The 15,704-nt window shown below is 42.2% G+C and carries 17 protein-coding genes; all 17 read left to right on the forward strand.

Features of this window, described 5'->3' with window-relative positions; genetic code table 11:
* The first annotated feature begins 138 nt into the window (after nt 1-138).
* The 17 genes from B0O44_RS00635 (at nt 139) to B0O44_RS00720 (ending at nt 15,685) form a co-directional block, all read left to right on the forward strand.
* The gene (locus tag B0O44_RS00635; protein ID WP_146229745.1) at nt 139-1,086 is read left to right on the forward strand and encodes a fibronectin type III domain-containing protein; all 948 of its coding nucleotides are present in this window, start codon (nt 139-141) and stop codon (nt 1,084-1,086) included.
* 80 nt (nt 1,087-1,166) lie between these two features.
* Nucleotides 1,167-1,595, forward strand: a complete 429-nt coding sequence (locus B0O44_RS00640; RefSeq protein ID WP_146229746.1) for a hypothetical protein — start codon at nt 1,167-1,169, stop codon at nt 1,593-1,595.
* Nucleotides 1,592-2,173, forward strand: coding sequence for a toxin-antitoxin system YwqK family antitoxin (locus B0O44_RS00645; RefSeq protein ID WP_146229747.1), 582 nt, complete (start codon nt 1,592-1,594; stop codon nt 2,171-2,173). Before B0O44_RS00640 ends, B0O44_RS00645 begins: the two co-directional genes overlap by 4 nt.
* A complete protein-coding gene (locus B0O44_RS00650) occupies nt 2,173-3,408 on the forward strand; it encodes a hypothetical protein (protein ID WP_110826773.1) in 1,236 nt (411 codons plus the stop codon). The genes B0O44_RS00645 and B0O44_RS00650 overlap by 1 nt, the downstream gene beginning before the upstream one ends.
* Complete coding sequence (locus B0O44_RS00655; RefSeq protein WP_110826774.1) at nt 3,396-3,761, forward strand: PulJ/GspJ family protein; 366 nt, start codon at nt 3,396-3,398, stop codon at nt 3,759-3,761. Before B0O44_RS00650 ends, B0O44_RS00655 begins: the two co-directional genes overlap by 13 nt.
* Nucleotides 3,754-4,224 (forward strand): PulJ/GspJ family protein, encoded by a 471-nt coding sequence (locus tag B0O44_RS00660; RefSeq protein WP_170123243.1) that lies wholly within the window; start codon nt 3,754-3,756, stop codon nt 4,222-4,224. Before B0O44_RS00655 ends, B0O44_RS00660 begins: the two co-directional genes overlap by 8 nt.
* A gap of 1 nt (nt 4,225) precedes the next feature.
* Nucleotides 4,226-5,365: a type II secretion system F family protein gene (locus B0O44_RS00665; protein WP_110826776.1), complete on the forward strand. Its 1,140-nt coding sequence runs from the start codon at nt 4,226-4,228 to the stop codon at nt 5,363-5,365.
* Between the two features lie 40 nt (nt 5,366-5,405).
* Nucleotides 5,406-5,744: a hypothetical protein gene (locus B0O44_RS00670; protein ID WP_110826777.1), complete on the forward strand. Its 339-nt coding sequence runs from the start codon at nt 5,406-5,408 to the stop codon at nt 5,742-5,744.
* Nucleotides 5,745-5,981: 237 nt separating this feature from the next.
* Nucleotides 5,982-6,422, forward strand: coding sequence for a type IV pilin protein (locus B0O44_RS00680; protein WP_110826779.1), 441 nt, complete (start codon nt 5,982-5,984; stop codon nt 6,420-6,422).
* The gene (locus tag B0O44_RS00685) at nt 6,422-6,952 is read left to right on the forward strand and encodes a hypothetical protein (protein WP_110826780.1); all 531 of its coding nucleotides are present in this window, start codon (nt 6,422-6,424) and stop codon (nt 6,950-6,952) included. Before B0O44_RS00680 ends, B0O44_RS00685 begins: the two co-directional genes overlap by 1 nt.
* A gap of 10 nt (nt 6,953-6,962) precedes the next feature.
* Nucleotides 6,963-8,393 carry a GspE/PulE family protein gene (locus B0O44_RS00690; RefSeq protein WP_110826781.1) on the forward strand — a complete coding sequence of 477 codons (1,431 nt, stop codon included), beginning with the start codon at nt 6,963-6,965 and terminating at the stop codon, nt 8,391-8,393.
* Complete coding sequence (locus B0O44_RS00695) at nt 8,393-10,351, forward strand: type II secretion system protein GspD (RefSeq protein ID WP_110826782.1); 1,959 nt, start codon at nt 8,393-8,395, stop codon at nt 10,349-10,351. The genes B0O44_RS00690 and B0O44_RS00695 overlap by 1 nt, the downstream gene beginning before the upstream one ends.
* 1 nt (nt 10,352) lies before the next feature.
* On the forward strand, nt 10,353-11,567 hold the full coding sequence (locus tag B0O44_RS00700; protein WP_110826783.1) for a hypothetical protein: 1,215 nt from the start codon (nt 10,353-10,355) through the stop codon (nt 11,565-11,567).
* 1 nt (nt 11,568) lies between these two features.
* Nucleotides 11,569-12,123: a hypothetical protein gene (locus B0O44_RS00705; RefSeq protein WP_146229748.1), complete on the forward strand. Its 555-nt coding sequence runs from the start codon at nt 11,569-11,571 to the stop codon at nt 12,121-12,123.
* 103 nt (nt 12,124-12,226) lie between these two features.
* Nucleotides 12,227-13,036 (forward strand): DUF6515 family protein, encoded by an 810-nt coding sequence (locus B0O44_RS00710; RefSeq protein ID WP_110826785.1) that lies wholly within the window; start codon nt 12,227-12,229, stop codon nt 13,034-13,036.
* Between the two features lie 167 nt (nt 13,037-13,203).
* On the forward strand, nt 13,204-14,865 hold the full coding sequence (locus tag B0O44_RS00715) for a M28 family metallopeptidase (RefSeq protein ID WP_245943505.1): 1,662 nt from the start codon (nt 13,204-13,206) through the stop codon (nt 14,863-14,865).
* Between the two features lie 43 nt (nt 14,866-14,908).
* Nucleotides 14,909-15,685, forward strand: coding sequence for a hypothetical protein (locus tag B0O44_RS00720; RefSeq protein WP_146229749.1), 777 nt, complete (start codon nt 14,909-14,911; stop codon nt 15,683-15,685).
* The last annotated feature ends 19 nt before the right edge of the window (nt 15,686-15,704 follow it).

The raw sequence follows: 15,704 nt of genomic DNA on the forward strand, positions 1-15,704 counted from the left end.
GTGGAAAAAAAACTTTCAAAAAAAATCCCAGTGCAGTGTGGCCGCACTGAAGTGTTTTACATTGCTTAAAATTTTACAGCTTTTTACCGGAAGATGGCTTCCATTGTAAAGGGCTGTTACTTAAGCAATGTAACCTCTATGAAAAAAATTTATTTATTTTTTTTAAGCATCTGCAGTCTGGGTTTGGGCTGCAAAGAATTTATTGAACCTTCTTTAGACGATCGCAAAGTCATTTTGCTGGCTCCATCGGATGGTACGGAAACCAAAGATTATACACAGATTTTTTGGTGGGAAAATGTCGAGGATGCCTTAAAATACAGACTTCAGGTGGTTTCACCTGGTTTTAACAGCACGACCAAACTTATCGTTGATACGCTTATTAAGGGTAATAAATTTAAATATACCCTGGATCCAGGAAGTTACCAATGGCGGGTAAGGGCAGAAAACGGCAGTAGTCGGTCTGCCTATACCATAGCAGGGCTCACTGTATACCCTACTTCTATCACAGAACAACAGGTACAGTTATCGGCTCCTGCCAATAACAGCCTGACCAATCAGTCTCCTGTATTGTTTAAATGGCTTAAACTGTTCAGTGCCGATAAATATCAAATCCAGATCGATGCCGACAACACCAATTTTACCAGCGGGACAACCCTTTTTCTGGATAAAACGACTACGAATTTGGAGTATGCGGTTAGTTTTACAAAGGATCAGGCTTACCAGTGGCGGGTAAAAGCTTACAATGGGGCTTTGGAGTCCAAATGGTCGGCCGTGCAAACCATCAATTACGATGCAACACCCCCTCCGGCAGTCGTGCTGACAGCACCTGCAAACAATGTGTCGAGTCCTAAGCCGGTGACCTTAAAATGGAATGCTTCGACAGGGGCAAAAAAGTACATTTTATTCGTATACAAGGGTGATGTCTCTATTCCCTACAACAGTACTTTCCCTTTAAGCCAAACTGCCTTGAGTTATACCTTTAACCTGGGAAATTCTGGTGAAAAAATATTATGGGAAGTGAAGGCGGTTGATGAAGCAGGCAATGTGAGTGCTTCAGGCGAATTGAGAAGTTTTACGATACAGTAGCAGGAGATATGCAGCAGGTGAAGAGCAAAAAACTTACATATTTGCTCCTTTGCGCAGTTATAGGCGTATGGGGCATAATTTTGTACAAATTCTTTTTCAGGGATAAGGAAGAAGACCTGGTTCCTAAAACCGCCTTTGTAAAAAAGGGAGAGCAGCCTTATGATGCTTATCAGGAGAAACCCGATACTTTTAAGCTGGTTTTAAATTACAGGGATCCTTTTGCGCTTAAACCTACAGCCGAACCTATGGTGCAGACTGCACAGAAAGAAGTTGTTACAATGGCAAAAATGCCTATCCAGCCCCCACCGGTGCTCAACTGGTCAGGAATCCGCTATACTGGTATGGTCCTTAATCCGGTTTCTAAAAAAACGGTAACCATTTTATCGGTAAATGGGAAGGAGCGGATGGTGCTCGAGGGTGAGGTATTTGAAAATGTTAAGGTTTTAAAAAATAAAAAAGACTCTGTACTGGTTCTGTGGCAGGGAAAACAAAAATACATTAGACAATGAGACGATTTTTAATAGCTATGGTCATTAGCGGGAATGTTTTCTGCTTTTGCAATGCTTCAGCGCAATCTGCGGTAAAAGATTTAATCCTACACAAAATTACAGTAAGCTACCCCGATCACATCGTCAGGACTTTTGTAAAACCGGTTTCCGGAATACAGGTATGGAATGACAGGCCTTATTACTGGTTTTCCGGACAGCAAATCAATATGACCCAGGGGGGCTACAGTGGAAAATTGCTTAACGGTTATTATGAAGACTTTTACCTGAACAAAAACCTGAAAGAATCGGGTTGGTTCATCAAAGGTTTAAAATGTGGTGTCTGGAAAAGCTGGAATGAGAAAGGCGTACTCATTGCAGAATACTGCTGGGATTTAGGAAAGAAAAATGGAGCCTACCATCTCTATGATATGGGGGGACGGCAAATCGAAAAGGGGAAATTCCGCAATGATGTGCTCATCAAACAACAGCCCTTTTTTATGGATACCCTGAGCATTAAGCATCCTGATTCAGGGAGTAGAAAGGTTTCTGGTGGCTTTATGCCCGGGTTTATCAAAAAACTGTTTAAAAAGAATAAATAATGCTCAAGGCATCAGTACTTTATCTGGTTATTGTGGTGTCCCTGCTCATCGGGCTTATTTCTGCTTCCCTGCTCACGCTGGCTTTTTTTTACAAAAGGGAAGCGCAGAAAAGCAGCCGAATGGAAAAACTAAATGGCAACCTGAACGCTGTAAGGGCAATTCTGCTGTCAAAGGACCTGATTGCTGCCGATACGGTAATGACCCTGGATCTTTATGGAGAAGGAAAGGACAGTGTGGTGTATAGCAAACAGCGCTGGGGACTGGTAGAACTCAGTTATGCAAAAGCATTTGTTCGGGGTGATACATTAAAACAAGTGTTTTTAAGTAGTGTACCATTCACTGATCCCTCTGCAATTTACCTGGCCGATGAAGACAGGCCCCTTTCTTTAAGTGGAAACACAGAAATTACGGGTGACGGGCAAATTCCCAAAGCCGGCTTGAAACAGGCATACGTGGATGGGAAGGGATATGCGGGCAAAGAGCTGTTGAAAGGGAAAATTAAGGACAGTTCAAGAACTTTACCAGAACTCGATCAGAAACTGATTGATGAGCTGTGCGCCTACTTTAAAGAAGAGGGCGAAAAACTAAGCCTAAGGGATTCTGTGGGAAATTCCTTTTACAACGAAGCCAAACGCTATAAACTCTCTGTATCGCAGTCGAAGCTCGAGCAGCAAAAATTTTATGGGAAACTCGTGCTGATTTCAGATACTGTGTTAAAAATTGGCGCAGCGGTGAAGCTGGAGGACGTGCTTGTTTTTGCGCCTTCGATAATGGTAGAAGATGGGTTTAAAGGAAATTGCCAGCTCTTTGCCCGGGACTCTATTGTCATTGGCAAAAACTGCGTTTTCGAGTACCCTTCTTTTGCTGGCGTATTTAAACCAGCTGAAAAAAAACTTCAGTCGCTGGTTAAACTGGGTGAAAATACCCGTTTTGCGGGCATCTTATGTAGTTATGAAAACAAAAGAAGTGAACTCCAGACCAGGATAGCGCTGGCCAAAGGATGCCTGGTTAAGGGGCAGATTTATGCAAAGGGCTATATCCAGATGGAAAAGGGCGTGACTGTGCAGGGTAAAGTTTATGCCACACGGTTTATCATGAAAACGCCCTCCACTTTGTATGAAAATTATCTAATAGACATTTCTTTAAACCGTAGGGCGCTAAGTAAATATTACCTGGGGTCTGCGCTGTTCAAAGAAAATAATTCAGGTTCAGAGATTTTAAAATGGCTGCATTAAATAAACACCAGGTCCGTGCTTCCACTTTGCCGGAAGTGATTATCGCAATGGTGGTGATCCTTATTGTATTTGTAATCGCCATACAGATTTACAACAATGTACTTCATGCTTCTCCTTCTTTACATGAGCAACTTGTTCGCGGACTGGCCGAAAATTATATGGAAAAAAGCATAACCGAAAAAAGTTATGAGCAAGAGGACGTAATGATCGACAGTCTGGAGTTTCGCAGGGAAGTGCTTCCTTTTAAAGGATACCAGGATGTTTTTATCATGAAGGTAAATGTTTTTCAAAGTGGTAAAACAATGGGAAGTTTTCAAAGGGTATTCGGAAAGAAAGGAAACGGGGATGAATAAAAAAGTGCGGGCTTTTACGCTAATGGAGGTAACCATCGCCATGCTCATCTCGGCCCTTGTCGTTTCTGTCACTTATACTGCTTATAAAATTGTCGGAAATACGTATCAGAATTACCGGAAAAAACAAGAGCAGATCGGTGATTTAAGCTTGGCAGACCAGCTGCTGCGCAGGGACTTTTTTAAAGCCCGGAAAATTTACAGGACAGCACAAGGGTTACTTTTTGAACAGCCGGAAGGGAAAATTACCTATCAGCTTTTGAAAGAGCAAGTGATCCGTCAACAGTTCGAAATCCGGGTCGATACCTTTAAAATTTCCATTACCGATTTACAATGTGCTTTTGAGCAAAAGGAAGCGGAAACCGGTGCGCTTACCGATCAGTGCCGGTTCATTATGGAATTGGGTAAAAACCGTATACCACGCAATTATCAGAAAATATATAGTAAACAAGACTTATTTGAATAAAATGCCGGCAATAGACATTTCAAGATATCAGAAAAAAAAGCAGGCCAGGCCTGTAAAACAAAATACCGATGTGTTGTCCTTTCTAAACAAGGACATTAGTTTTGGCAACGGGCAAATTGCAGATAAAAAGAAAGAAGCTTTTTATTTGGAACTGAGCACCCTGCTGCTTTCGGGAATAGATCTGCGTTCTGCCCTGGACCTGATCCTGGTAGATCAGGAAGAAAAAAAAGATAAATCCCTTTTTGAAGGCATTCGCAAACAGGTGTTGTCAGGTTTGGCATTGTCAGAAGCTTTAAAGAATACCGGAAAATTTAGCGATTACGAGTTCTATAGCATTAAAATTGGGGAAGAAACCGGCCAGCTGGGCTTGGTACTTACGGATATTGCAAAATATTATAAGAGTAAAATACAGCAGCGGAGAAAAATTATTAGTGCCGTGTCTTATCCGGTCATTGTATTGTGCACTTCAGTTGCTGCGGTACTGTTTATGATCAAATTTGTTGTCCCCATGTTTGCAGATGTGTTTTTGCGTTTTGGTGGAAAATTGCCTTGGATCACTGCGCTTATTATTTCTATTTCGGGTTGGTTTGACCGTTATTTCCTGCTAATCGTATTGGTTTTTCTGTTGCTTTTTGCATTGTACTTTTTTAAGCGGAAGAGCCTTTGGTTCCGGAAAAACGCTGCTGCAGTACTGCTCCGGATTCCGGTAGTGGGAGAACTGATAAAAAAAATTTACCTGGCACGTTTTGCCAATACCATGAGGCTTTTGGTCAGTACCGATACGCCTTTATTAAAATCAATAGCCCTGGTGAGGCAAATGATCAATTATTTTCCTATTGAAAATTCACTGGCTGCAGTGGAATTGGAAATCTTGAACGGCGCTTCCCTGCACAAAAGTTTGAGTCATTTTCCTTTTTATCCGGCGAAAATGATCCAGCTGGTCAAGGTGGGGGAAGAGGTGAACCGGATGGATTATTTTTTTGAAAAAATAGCAACTCAATATACCGAAGAAGTGGAGTATAAGACCAATACCTTAAGCAGTTTGCTGGAACCGCTGATCATCATTTTCCTGGGTTTGGTGGTTGGTGTGATCCTGATTGCAATGTATTTGCCAATGTTCCAGATGAGTAATAATTTTTAACGCCCAATTATCCTGTAATCTAAAACTAATGCGCTCTACTATGAAAATTGATTTTACAAGAGTGATGTCTATCGATTTTTTGATCAGACACAAATCAACCGGAAATCCTGAGTCCCTGGCCAGCCATCTGGGCATCTCCAAAAGGACTTTGTTTGAAACCCTAAACTTTATGAAGGATTCCCTTCATGCGCCCATCATTTATGACAGGTACAGGTGTACCTACCTCTACAATGAGGAGGGAATGATGCTTTTTGCCTTTTTTAAAGGAAAAAAAAAAGACATCGATAAAGCGATCGCGAAAGCGATAAAGGGTTTGCTGATGGTTTTCCTCTTGTCTAATCTGGAATTAACAGAACTTTTGATTTTGCTTGGACTTTAAGCAGAATTAAAAATCTGAACGGCCTCTGTTGAGGCAAAAATTAGGAAAAAACGCTTTTTCAGGCATAAAAATGCTTGAGCGGGAGACTTATGTCTTTGTTTTTGGGGGTCTTTTGATGATGTCGTCGGCTAAAAAAATGAGAAAAAAAATATTTTCATTTTGTGGAAAAAAAAAATCCCAGTGCAGTGTGGTCGCACTGAGTTCTCTTACTATTGTCCTAAAGAATGAAGCAATTATATGGAATCAACAAAAAAAACTAAACAAACAGCTGTTTTAAAAAAGAAAGTAAAGGCTTATACTTTAACCGAAATCCTGGTGGTGCTGGTCATTATTGGAATTCTGGTCCTGCTGGCACTTCCCAACTTGTTGCCACTGATCACCAAAGCAAAAAGTACAGAAGCCAAAGTACAGCTGGAGCATCTGGCTACACTGGAAAAAAGTTATTTCTATGAAAAATCGAAGTACAGTGCTGACCTTACAGAACTGGGTTTTATCCAGGAAAAATTAACTACCGACGGAAAAGACGGCAAAGCCAATTACAAGATTGAAATTGTAAGGGCCAGTACGACCGGTTTTCTGGCCAGGGCAACTGCGGTGGCTGATTTTGACGGAGACGGTACTTTTAATGTTTGGGAAATTGATCAGGACAAGAACCTGAAAGAAATTGTAGCCGACTAATGGTGGTCCTGAAAGTGATATCACTCCTGGGGCTGATTGCTGTGTTTTATCAGGATATGAAATATCGTGCGGTGTACTGGATTTTTTTTCCCCTGCTTGCGCTGTTGTTTTTTCTGATTAAATACCCGCAATCGGGTTGGATGGTCGTCTTGGAAGATGCCTTTTGGGCGATTGCTTTTTTTGCTTTTCAATTGCTGTTGCTCTGGGGCTATTTTAGAGTCAAAAAAGGGAAAAACATCCAACTAATTGACCATTATTTGGGTCTTGGGGATATCCTTTTTTTAGGGACAGTGGCTTTTTACTTTTCACCGGTAAACTATGTACTGTTTTACCTGTCCAGTCTGTTAATCGTGTTGCTTTACGTAATGATAAAGGGAATGTTTAACCGCTACACGACACCGCACATTCCACTGGCAGGCCTGCAGGCCATTTTTTTATTTGGTTTAATGGTCTGGGAGTTCTGGAACGGACAAATACAGCTGGGTAGCGATTCCTGGATTTACCATTCAAATTTATGGACGATAAACTAAAAATGTCTTTATGAATACAGCAGAGATTGATTTTAACCCGGCCTATCTTCAGGCAATAAGTAAAGACCAGGCCTGGCATTACCGGATTATTCCCAGGTACAGTTCTGAAAGTGTGGTCACCTTGTTTTGTGATCAGGAAAGTGACAGTAGTGCTTTGACTGAAGAACTGGAAATTGTTTTTGGGAAAAAGGTTGAACTGGAAATATTGTCTTCTGCGAGCCTGAATACGCTTCTTAATAAACATTACCTCAAAGAGAGTGGACAGCACCAGTTTGGCAAGAGCTCCCTGGCTATGGAAGGCGATGGTTTTTTAAATGAACTGATCCGTGAAGCCAGGAACCTGAAAAGCAGTGATATTCATATAGAAATTTATGAGGAAAAATGCAGGGTAAGGATCCGGATAGACGGGATGATGGTGGAGCGTTATGTGCTCAAAAAAAGTGAATATCCGGCATTGATCAACAAGATTAAAATTATGGCCAATCTGGACATTGCAGAAAAACGTTTGCCGCAGGATGGCCGGATCAATTTTAAGAATGGCGAAGAACAGTTTGACATCCGGGTATCGGTATTGCCAACTTTACATGGCGAAAAGGTGGTTTTGCGTTTGCTGAACAATAATGCGGCAAACATTGATTTGGAGCATGTGGGGTTTTCAGTTTTTGACCGTGAAAATTATATGCAGGGAATTCGTCGTCCCAATGGTATTATTTTAATCAGCGGGCCTACCGGATCGGGAAAAACCACTACTTTGTACGCCACCTTAAAATACTTGAACAAGGAAACAAGGAACATTCTGACCATAGAAGATCCTATAGAATATACCTTGCAGGGAATTAATCAGGTGCAATTGAAGGAAAGTATTGGGCTGACTTTTGCATCGGCCCTGCGTACTTTTTTAAGACAGGACCCGGACGTGATTATGGTGGGGGAAATCCGGGATCCTGAAACCGCCAATATGGCCATTAGGGCTGCACTTACTGGTCACCTGGTACTTTCAACAGTACACACCAATTCTGCCTGGGGTACCGTATCCAGGTTAATGGATATGGGCATCCCTTCTTTTCTGGTGGCCAATACACTGAATACCTCAGTTGCCCAGCGTTTGCTGCGCCTGCTTTGCAACAATTGCAAAATGGAAATGGAATTTGACCCGGCATCTTATCCCAAACAATTTAAACCCTTTGCGCCCGTAAAACATCATTTTGTGGCCAGGGGATGTGAAAAATGCTATCATACCGGTTACAGTGGCAGAAAGGCTGTTTACGAAGTGATTCCACTGGATCATGAACTTACCCAGGAAATTAAACACGGCAATATGTACATCAATACTTTGCTGGAAGCCCGTGGCATTAAAACCCTTGCTGAAAATGCCTTTGCTTTATTTGCTGCCGGAGAAACAACTATCGAAGAAATTTACCCTCTACTTTTTACAAATTAATGAGCTGCTCAAAACCTACAAACAAACTATACAGGACACTTTTATCCTTATTTTTATTCTTACTGATCGGTTCATCGGTATTTGCACAGAATGCTGCCGGGCAAAACGAAAGGCTGCGGCTCATTCAGGAAAGATTGAATAACCTGGCCATTACTGTACCAGGGCTGAATCAGAAAGTCCAAATGAACGCCTCAAATGTCTCTGTACAGGAGTTTTTGCGGGCCCTGGCGCAATCCAATAACCTGAACATCAACATTGATCCGCAATTGAGCTTTAAGGTGGTGAATAATTTCACCAATGAAACGGCTTTAAATGTATTGGTTTTTCTGGCAAAGGAATACAACCTGGACATCAATCTGATCGGATCAATTATGTCGGTGAGTAAAACCCCGGAAACCAAGCCCCCGGTTCCGGTAAAGGAGATCAATGTCCGGTACAATGCACCCGCAAATACTTTAAGTGTGGAACTGAGTAATGACACGCTTTCACTGGTGGCCAAAAAGATTACGCTGTTGTCTGGTAAAAATGTTCTGGTACCGGTAACTTTATTGAGTAAAAAAGTAACCGCATTTTTATCAGATGCGCCTTTTGAAACTGCATTGGAAAAACTGGCTTTTGCCAATGAACTGAAGCTCGTTAAAACCAATGACAATGTATATGTATTCCAGGCATTGGGAGAAGGTGAAGAAGTATTCATCAACAGTGAAAAAAACACGGCGGTTAAAAGGAACTTAAAACCAGTAAATGGGGCTGCGGGTACCGGTGGCAATTTCAGTTTGCTGAGCCGCATGGTGGGCACAAAAAAGATGTTAAGCGTAGATGCGATGAATGTAAATATGTCTGACGTGGTTAAAAATGCCGCCCATGAAGTGAATGCCAATTATTTTCTGTATTCAGAGCTCAAAGGCACCATTACCATGCGCGTAAATGATATCAGTTATGACGATTTACTTTCAGCCGTTTTTCAGGGAACAGATTTTACCTACCGCCAGGAAAATGGAATTTATATGATCGGAGACCGAAAATTGGAAGGCCTGCGCGCACATAAAATTGTACAGCTACAGAACCGGTCACTTGACACGATCCAGAATATGATTCCTAATGAATGGAAAAGAGGAGTGGAAATTAAAGAATTTCGGGAACAGAATACATTGCTGCTTTCGGGTTCTTCACCACAGATTAATGAAATTGAAGCCTTCATCAAAAAACTGGACAAACAGGTACCGATGGTCTTGATTGAGGTGACCATGATTGACATCCGTAAAGGACATGGGGTTAAAACAGGGATCTCGGCAGGGGTTTCTGACAGCATTAAAAATCCGGGAAAAATTTTCCCGGGCATAGATTATACCTTCAGTTCGGGTGCCATCAATAGCTTTTTGTCTAAGCTGGGGCGAAACAGCTCGATCAATCTGGGAAGGGTAACACCCAATTTTTATGTGAGCATCAGCGCCCTGGAAAACAACAGCAATGTAGAAGTCCGTTCTGTGCCCAAACTTTCGACTTTAAATGGGCACAGCGCAAATTTAAGTATAGGGAGTAAAAGGTATTACAGTACCAAGACCCAAAACGTTATCCCTTCTTTAACCACGCAAACAGTGGTTACTGAGCAGTTTACAGGTGTTGATGCCAATTTGAACATCAACATCAGGCCTGTGGTTTCCGGTGACAACCAGATCACTTTAAATATAAAAGTAGACATTTCAGACTTTATCGGGAACCCGCCCGAGAATGCCCCTCCTCCAACTTCAACGAGTAAATTTGAATCGATTGTTAGGGCAAGAAACGAGGATATGATTGTATTGGGTGGACTGGAAAGGACAGAAAACAGTGAGAGCGGTTCAGGAGTTCCAGTGTTGTCCCGTATCCCGATCCTGAAATGGTTGTTCAGCAGCAGGAGCAAGTCAACCAACAAAGTAACTACGGTGGTGTTTATCAAACCAACAATTATTTATTAGTATGAGCTTTGAATTGGGGTTTAAACAGGGCCTTACCCATTGTACGGGTGCCCAGGTCAGGCTGCTGGCAGACGGAGGTTTTGAAGTTTGTTTGGTGCAGCTCGCTTTAGAAAAGCAGGGAATAAAAATTGAATCAAAAAAACAGTATACAAGTGGACTTGAAAAAATAGCGGATGGCTTGCAGGGACCTGTTGCTTTGACCTTATGCGGAAGGGGGGTACTCCTAAAAAAAGTATCAAGAATGGAGGAACTGACCGAGAATAGCTTACAGCAGGTGTTTCCGGGTTTTAACAGGAGCGAGTTTTATGTACAGAATTTTCAGTCTGGGGATTGTTCTTTTTTGACGGTCGTTAGAAAAGAGCTGGCCGATCCACTGATCAGTGCTTTTGAAAAAGAAGGGCTGAAAGTATTGCTCTTTGCACTGGGGCCTTTTGCGGTGGATCATATTTTGCCACAGTTGAATGTTTATCAGCAAAAGCTGGACTTCGATGGCCACCACATCGAATTGAACGCAGAAAAACATTGGACGGGCTATCAGTTTAAAAAGGATGATGCGGATGGATTTGCGCTGAAAATTGATTTGGAGACCATTGCAGAAGAATTTGTTTTGGCCTATGCTTCGGCCTTTCAGTTGATGCTATCTGAACGTTTGGATTTGATAGAAGCCGATCATACAGGTGTACAGGAGTGCCGGACTGAACAGACCTTTAAAAGACGCTTTGAGCAGAAGTTTAAGTTGTCGGCATTGCTGGTTTTTGTGCTGTTGTTGCTTAACTTTTTAATTTTTAGTCATTTTCATGCAGAAAATGAAAAAATGTCCGGGAAGGCAGGAAGACAATCGGATCTGTATGCGGGCAGGCAAAAGATGGAAAGCGAATTGAAACAGAAAGAAAGCCTGGTCAAAAAACTAGGCTGGAACAAAGGTTTGAAATATGCATTTATTTGTGATCAGATTGGATCGGTATTGCCGGCTTCAGTTACTTTAACAGAACTTTTGGTGAATTTCCCTGAAAATAAGGAAATGGGAATAAACAAAGAAGCCTTTAGAGAAAGCGGTTATCTAAGGCTAAAAGGACAGGCGGCTAATGTCTATGCGGTAAATGATTGCCTTTATGCCCTGAAACACAAAAACTGGGTTAAATCTGTACAACTGGAAAAGTATATGGCTGATGAACAACAACAGACGCAGGTATTTACAATTCTTTTAAACTTTTAGGATGGACTTGCGAAAAATGAGTTATAGACAAAAAGACCGGATGTTGTTGCCGGCTCTGGGCGTTTTGCTGTTACTTTGCTGGTTTATGGCTTTTGGTAAAACGTATCAGGCCATTTGTTTAAACCGGGAAATGAAGCAGCTGGGACAGCAAACGGAGTCGCATGACCTGTCTTTTAACCCTCAGTACAGCCAGCGCAAATTAAAGGCACTGGAGCGGATACTGGCGGGATACAAGGTAAAGGAAGGGCAGTGGAGTGACCAGTTGTGGCTAAAATCTTCCTCCTGCGCTGCCGCGCTGAATGTTTTGGTGGATTATAAGTTGAGCGGTATCCCCCTGGAAAAAGATACACTTTCAGCAGGGCAGAACCAGTCTGTTTATTTTTATGGCACTTATCTGCCGCTGGTTAAGCTTATGGATACGCTGGAACGCTCCTCAGGAATTGGAAGGATCTCGGCCATTCAGATCATAGCCCCCCGGAAAGACCTGGTTTCGCAACGAAAGGACAAGTGTGTTTTAAGGGTCGATTTTAAGGCCCTGGAAAAGCTAAAACAATAGGTTTATTGGGTGTTTATCATCCTTGTGTCAGCTTTGGTAAATTTAAAACAGTAGAATAATCTTTTTGCGTTTTAAAAAGTCATACCATCAAAATGTACACAAAATGAAAACTCTAAAGTTTAAATCGTTGATCTTAGCAGCTGCCCTTGTCGTGATGAGTGGTTTTGCTGCAACTAGTGTTTATGCACAAAGGAGTGGACGTGGCGGCGGCGGAGGTATGAGGGGCGGCGGTGGATCTTTTCACAGTGGCGGCGGGTCTTTTCACAGTGGTGGCGGATCTTTCCGTGGAGGTAGTATTTCCAGATCCAGCACTCATATTTCCACTAATGTGCACGTCGGTGCCCGTATTGGTGGCCGGGGTTATTATGGCCGTCCGGGGTTCTGGGGTTACCGCAGACCATATTATGCATACTATAATTTTTACAGGCCTTATCTGGGGCTAAGCTTCAGTGTATTGCCTTTTGGATATTATCCGTTTTATTTTGGAGCCGACCAGTTCTATTTTTCAGATGGTTTGTTCTACAGACAATATGACGATTCCTATAAAGTTGTGGTGCCTCCTGTAGGTGCACAGGTTCCAAGTATTCCTTCTGATGCAAAAGAAGTGACCATAAACGGACAGACTTATTACGAATATAAAGGTGTATACTACACCATTGGTAAAAGCGCAGATGGTAAAACTGTTTATGTAGTTTCCGGTAAAGACGGAGTGCTCAATACAGATAACGGATCTGCAACTAATGCTGCAGGTACAGGACCAATGGTTGGTGATGTAGTCACTCAGCTTCCTGACAATTACAGAGAAGTGTTGATTAAAGGCATAAAATATTATGTTTCCGAAGACGGTGTTTATTATGAACAAGTGGTTGATGGGAATAAAGTGACGTATAAAGTCGTTGGTTTAGGAAACTAATATTTTATTCATAGGGCAAAGGTTCGGGCTGTGTTTATAGAAGCACAGCCCGTTTTTTTTTGACTTTTTTACGTTTAAAAAGTCCTGTTGTTTTCTTCGTGCTTTTTACTGGAATGTACTATATTAGCATCGCTGAACCTTTCTGTTCGGTAAATACCCTTACGTACATGAATATTGTTTTTAATCCTTTCCAGTACCCGAAAAGCGTCTTTTGTGTTCTGGCCATGCTTGCTTTAAGTACAGTTGTTTCGGCACAACAAGGGCCTGATTCTGCAGCAGTAAAAACCATAGACCAGAAGAGTTATGCCAGACATTTAAAAATCCTGGCCTCTGACGAATTTAAAGGCCGTAAACCTTTTACCATAGGAGAGACCAGGACCATCAATTACCTGGAAGCTGAGTTTAAAAAACTGGGCCTGAAGCCTGGCAATGGTCAAAGCTATTTTCAGGCCGTGCCTATGGTAGACATCAAATCTGTACCTGAAGAAAAACTGGTTATAAAAAATGCAAAAGGATCTGTAACTGCAACTTATCTGACCGGTTTTGTGGCCGGAACAAAACATGTGGAACCGGTGGTCAGTATTTCTTCTTCGCCCCTGGTTTTTGCGGGCTATGGAATAGTGGCCCCGGAATACAACTGGAACGATTATGCCGGCCTGGATGTAAAAGGCAAAACGGTAGTGGTGATGATCAATGACCCGGGGCTTAATGATCCGAAATTGTTTAAGGGTAAAAATATGACCTATTACGGTCGCTGGACTTATAAGTTTGAGGAAGCTGCAAGGCAGGGTGCAACAGGGATCCTGATTGTTCATGACGATGTTCCCGCCGGTTATCCCTGGTCTGTAGTCAGAAGTGGCTGGTCCAAATCGAAATTACAACTGGAAGCTGAAGACGGAAACAAGTCAAGGGCGGTGGTAGAAGGCTGGATCAGTCTGGATATTGCCAAACAGCTGCTGCAACTTTCCGGTCAAAGTGAAAGTTTATTTAAAGAGGCTGGAAGGCCTGGTTTCAAGGCGGTTGATTTGGGTTTGAATACTTCACTGACCATTCATAATACCATCAAAAAATCGGTGTCAAATAATGTGATGGCCCTTGTTCCGGGTACAAAAAGGGCAGATGAATGTATCATCTATTCGGCACACTGGGACCATTTTGGAGTAGGAGAAATTATTAAAGGAGATTCTGTTTATCATGGTGCGGTTGATAATGCTTCAGGAGTAGCGGCCTTACTGGAGCTGGCAGGAGCCTTTAAAAAGGCAAAGGTTAAGCCTCTTCGTTCGGTATTGTTTATTTCTTTTACCGGAGAAGAGCAAGGCTTGCTTGGTTCCGAATATTATGCAAAACACCCGGTATTTCCGGTAAAGAAAACCGTTGCGGATATCAATATGGATATGATGGGACTGGCCGGAAAAACTAAAGATATTGTGGTTTATGGTTATGGGCAATCGGAACTGGAAGATGATGCCGCTGCCGCTGCAGGCAGACAGGGCAGGGTTATTGTCCCGGATCCGGTACCTTCTTCGGGCCTTTATTACCGTTCGGATCATTTCAATTTTGCCAAGGTGGGTATTCCGTCGCTGTTTACGGGTTCGGGTGTGGATAATGTAAAATACGGCCGGGAATGGGGCTTAAAACAAGCCGATGATTATATAAAAAACCGATATCACTCTCCTCAGGACAGTTTTGATGAGAAAACCTGGGACATGAGCGGGATGGTAGAAGATGTACGCCTTTTGTTTGACATGGGCTATCGTCTGAGTACGGAGAGCAAATTTCCGAAATGGAAAAAAGGATCGGAATTTAAAGCCGTCCGCGAAAAACAATAACATCAGCTGCACTCAATTATCATATATAGAACATTAATTCCTAATGAAATCAATAGTTTACGTAATCCTTTTATCGTTTGTGTTTTTAGGTTGTCAGAAAGGAGCCGAAAAGACTTACAATGCACGTTCCATTAAAGTGGAAGAAGATTTTAATACCTACCAGAAAGAGAAAGAAAGTCCTTTAAGTATTTATAAAACTGCAGGCAGTAAGAAAGATGACTTTTTTGGACTGAAATTCAGGGATACTGTCGTTAAGATCCAGGGTAAAAAATCAGTGGGCAGCCAGTTTATTTTTGCTGCATTTATCAATACCCAGCAAACCTGTTTGCTTGTACAACTTGCTCCGCCGGTTGATCCTGGAAGTGCATTTTATCTGGTTTGCCTGAAAGACGGGCAGTTGGACGTAGTTTCCCTTGAAAGAGATTCTAAAGGTGCCAGGGATCAGCAATACACCAGAGGGCTGGACAGGCTTGGAAATGCGGGTTATATTGTCAACAACGATTTTTACGTGAGCCGGGTAAATGCTAAGGTTTCCCTGCTCAAAAGAGAAAACCCAGAGGAAAGGATCCAGGGTGAGTTTATTATGAATTCCACGGATATCAATACGTTTGTTTTTTTAAGAGCAAAGGATTTATTTGAACTTCATTATCCATCGGGTGAGGTTTTTATACAGCCTTTAAGCACTAAAGCCTCCAGCAATGCGGAGGCTTATAAATGGATCCAGGAAAATTGCCACTGGGTTAAAAATGCCAATGGTGTTTCCTTTTTAAAAGCTTCAGATCCGGACCGGATTATTGATATGACCAGAAAGATCAGGTAGCTGCCGTATCAGGCTGATA

Origin of the sequence: Pedobacter nutrimenti (assembly GCF_003208655.1) — a bacterium.
GTDB lineage: Bacteria > Bacteroidota > Bacteroidia > Sphingobacteriales > Sphingobacteriaceae > Pedobacter > Pedobacter nutrimenti.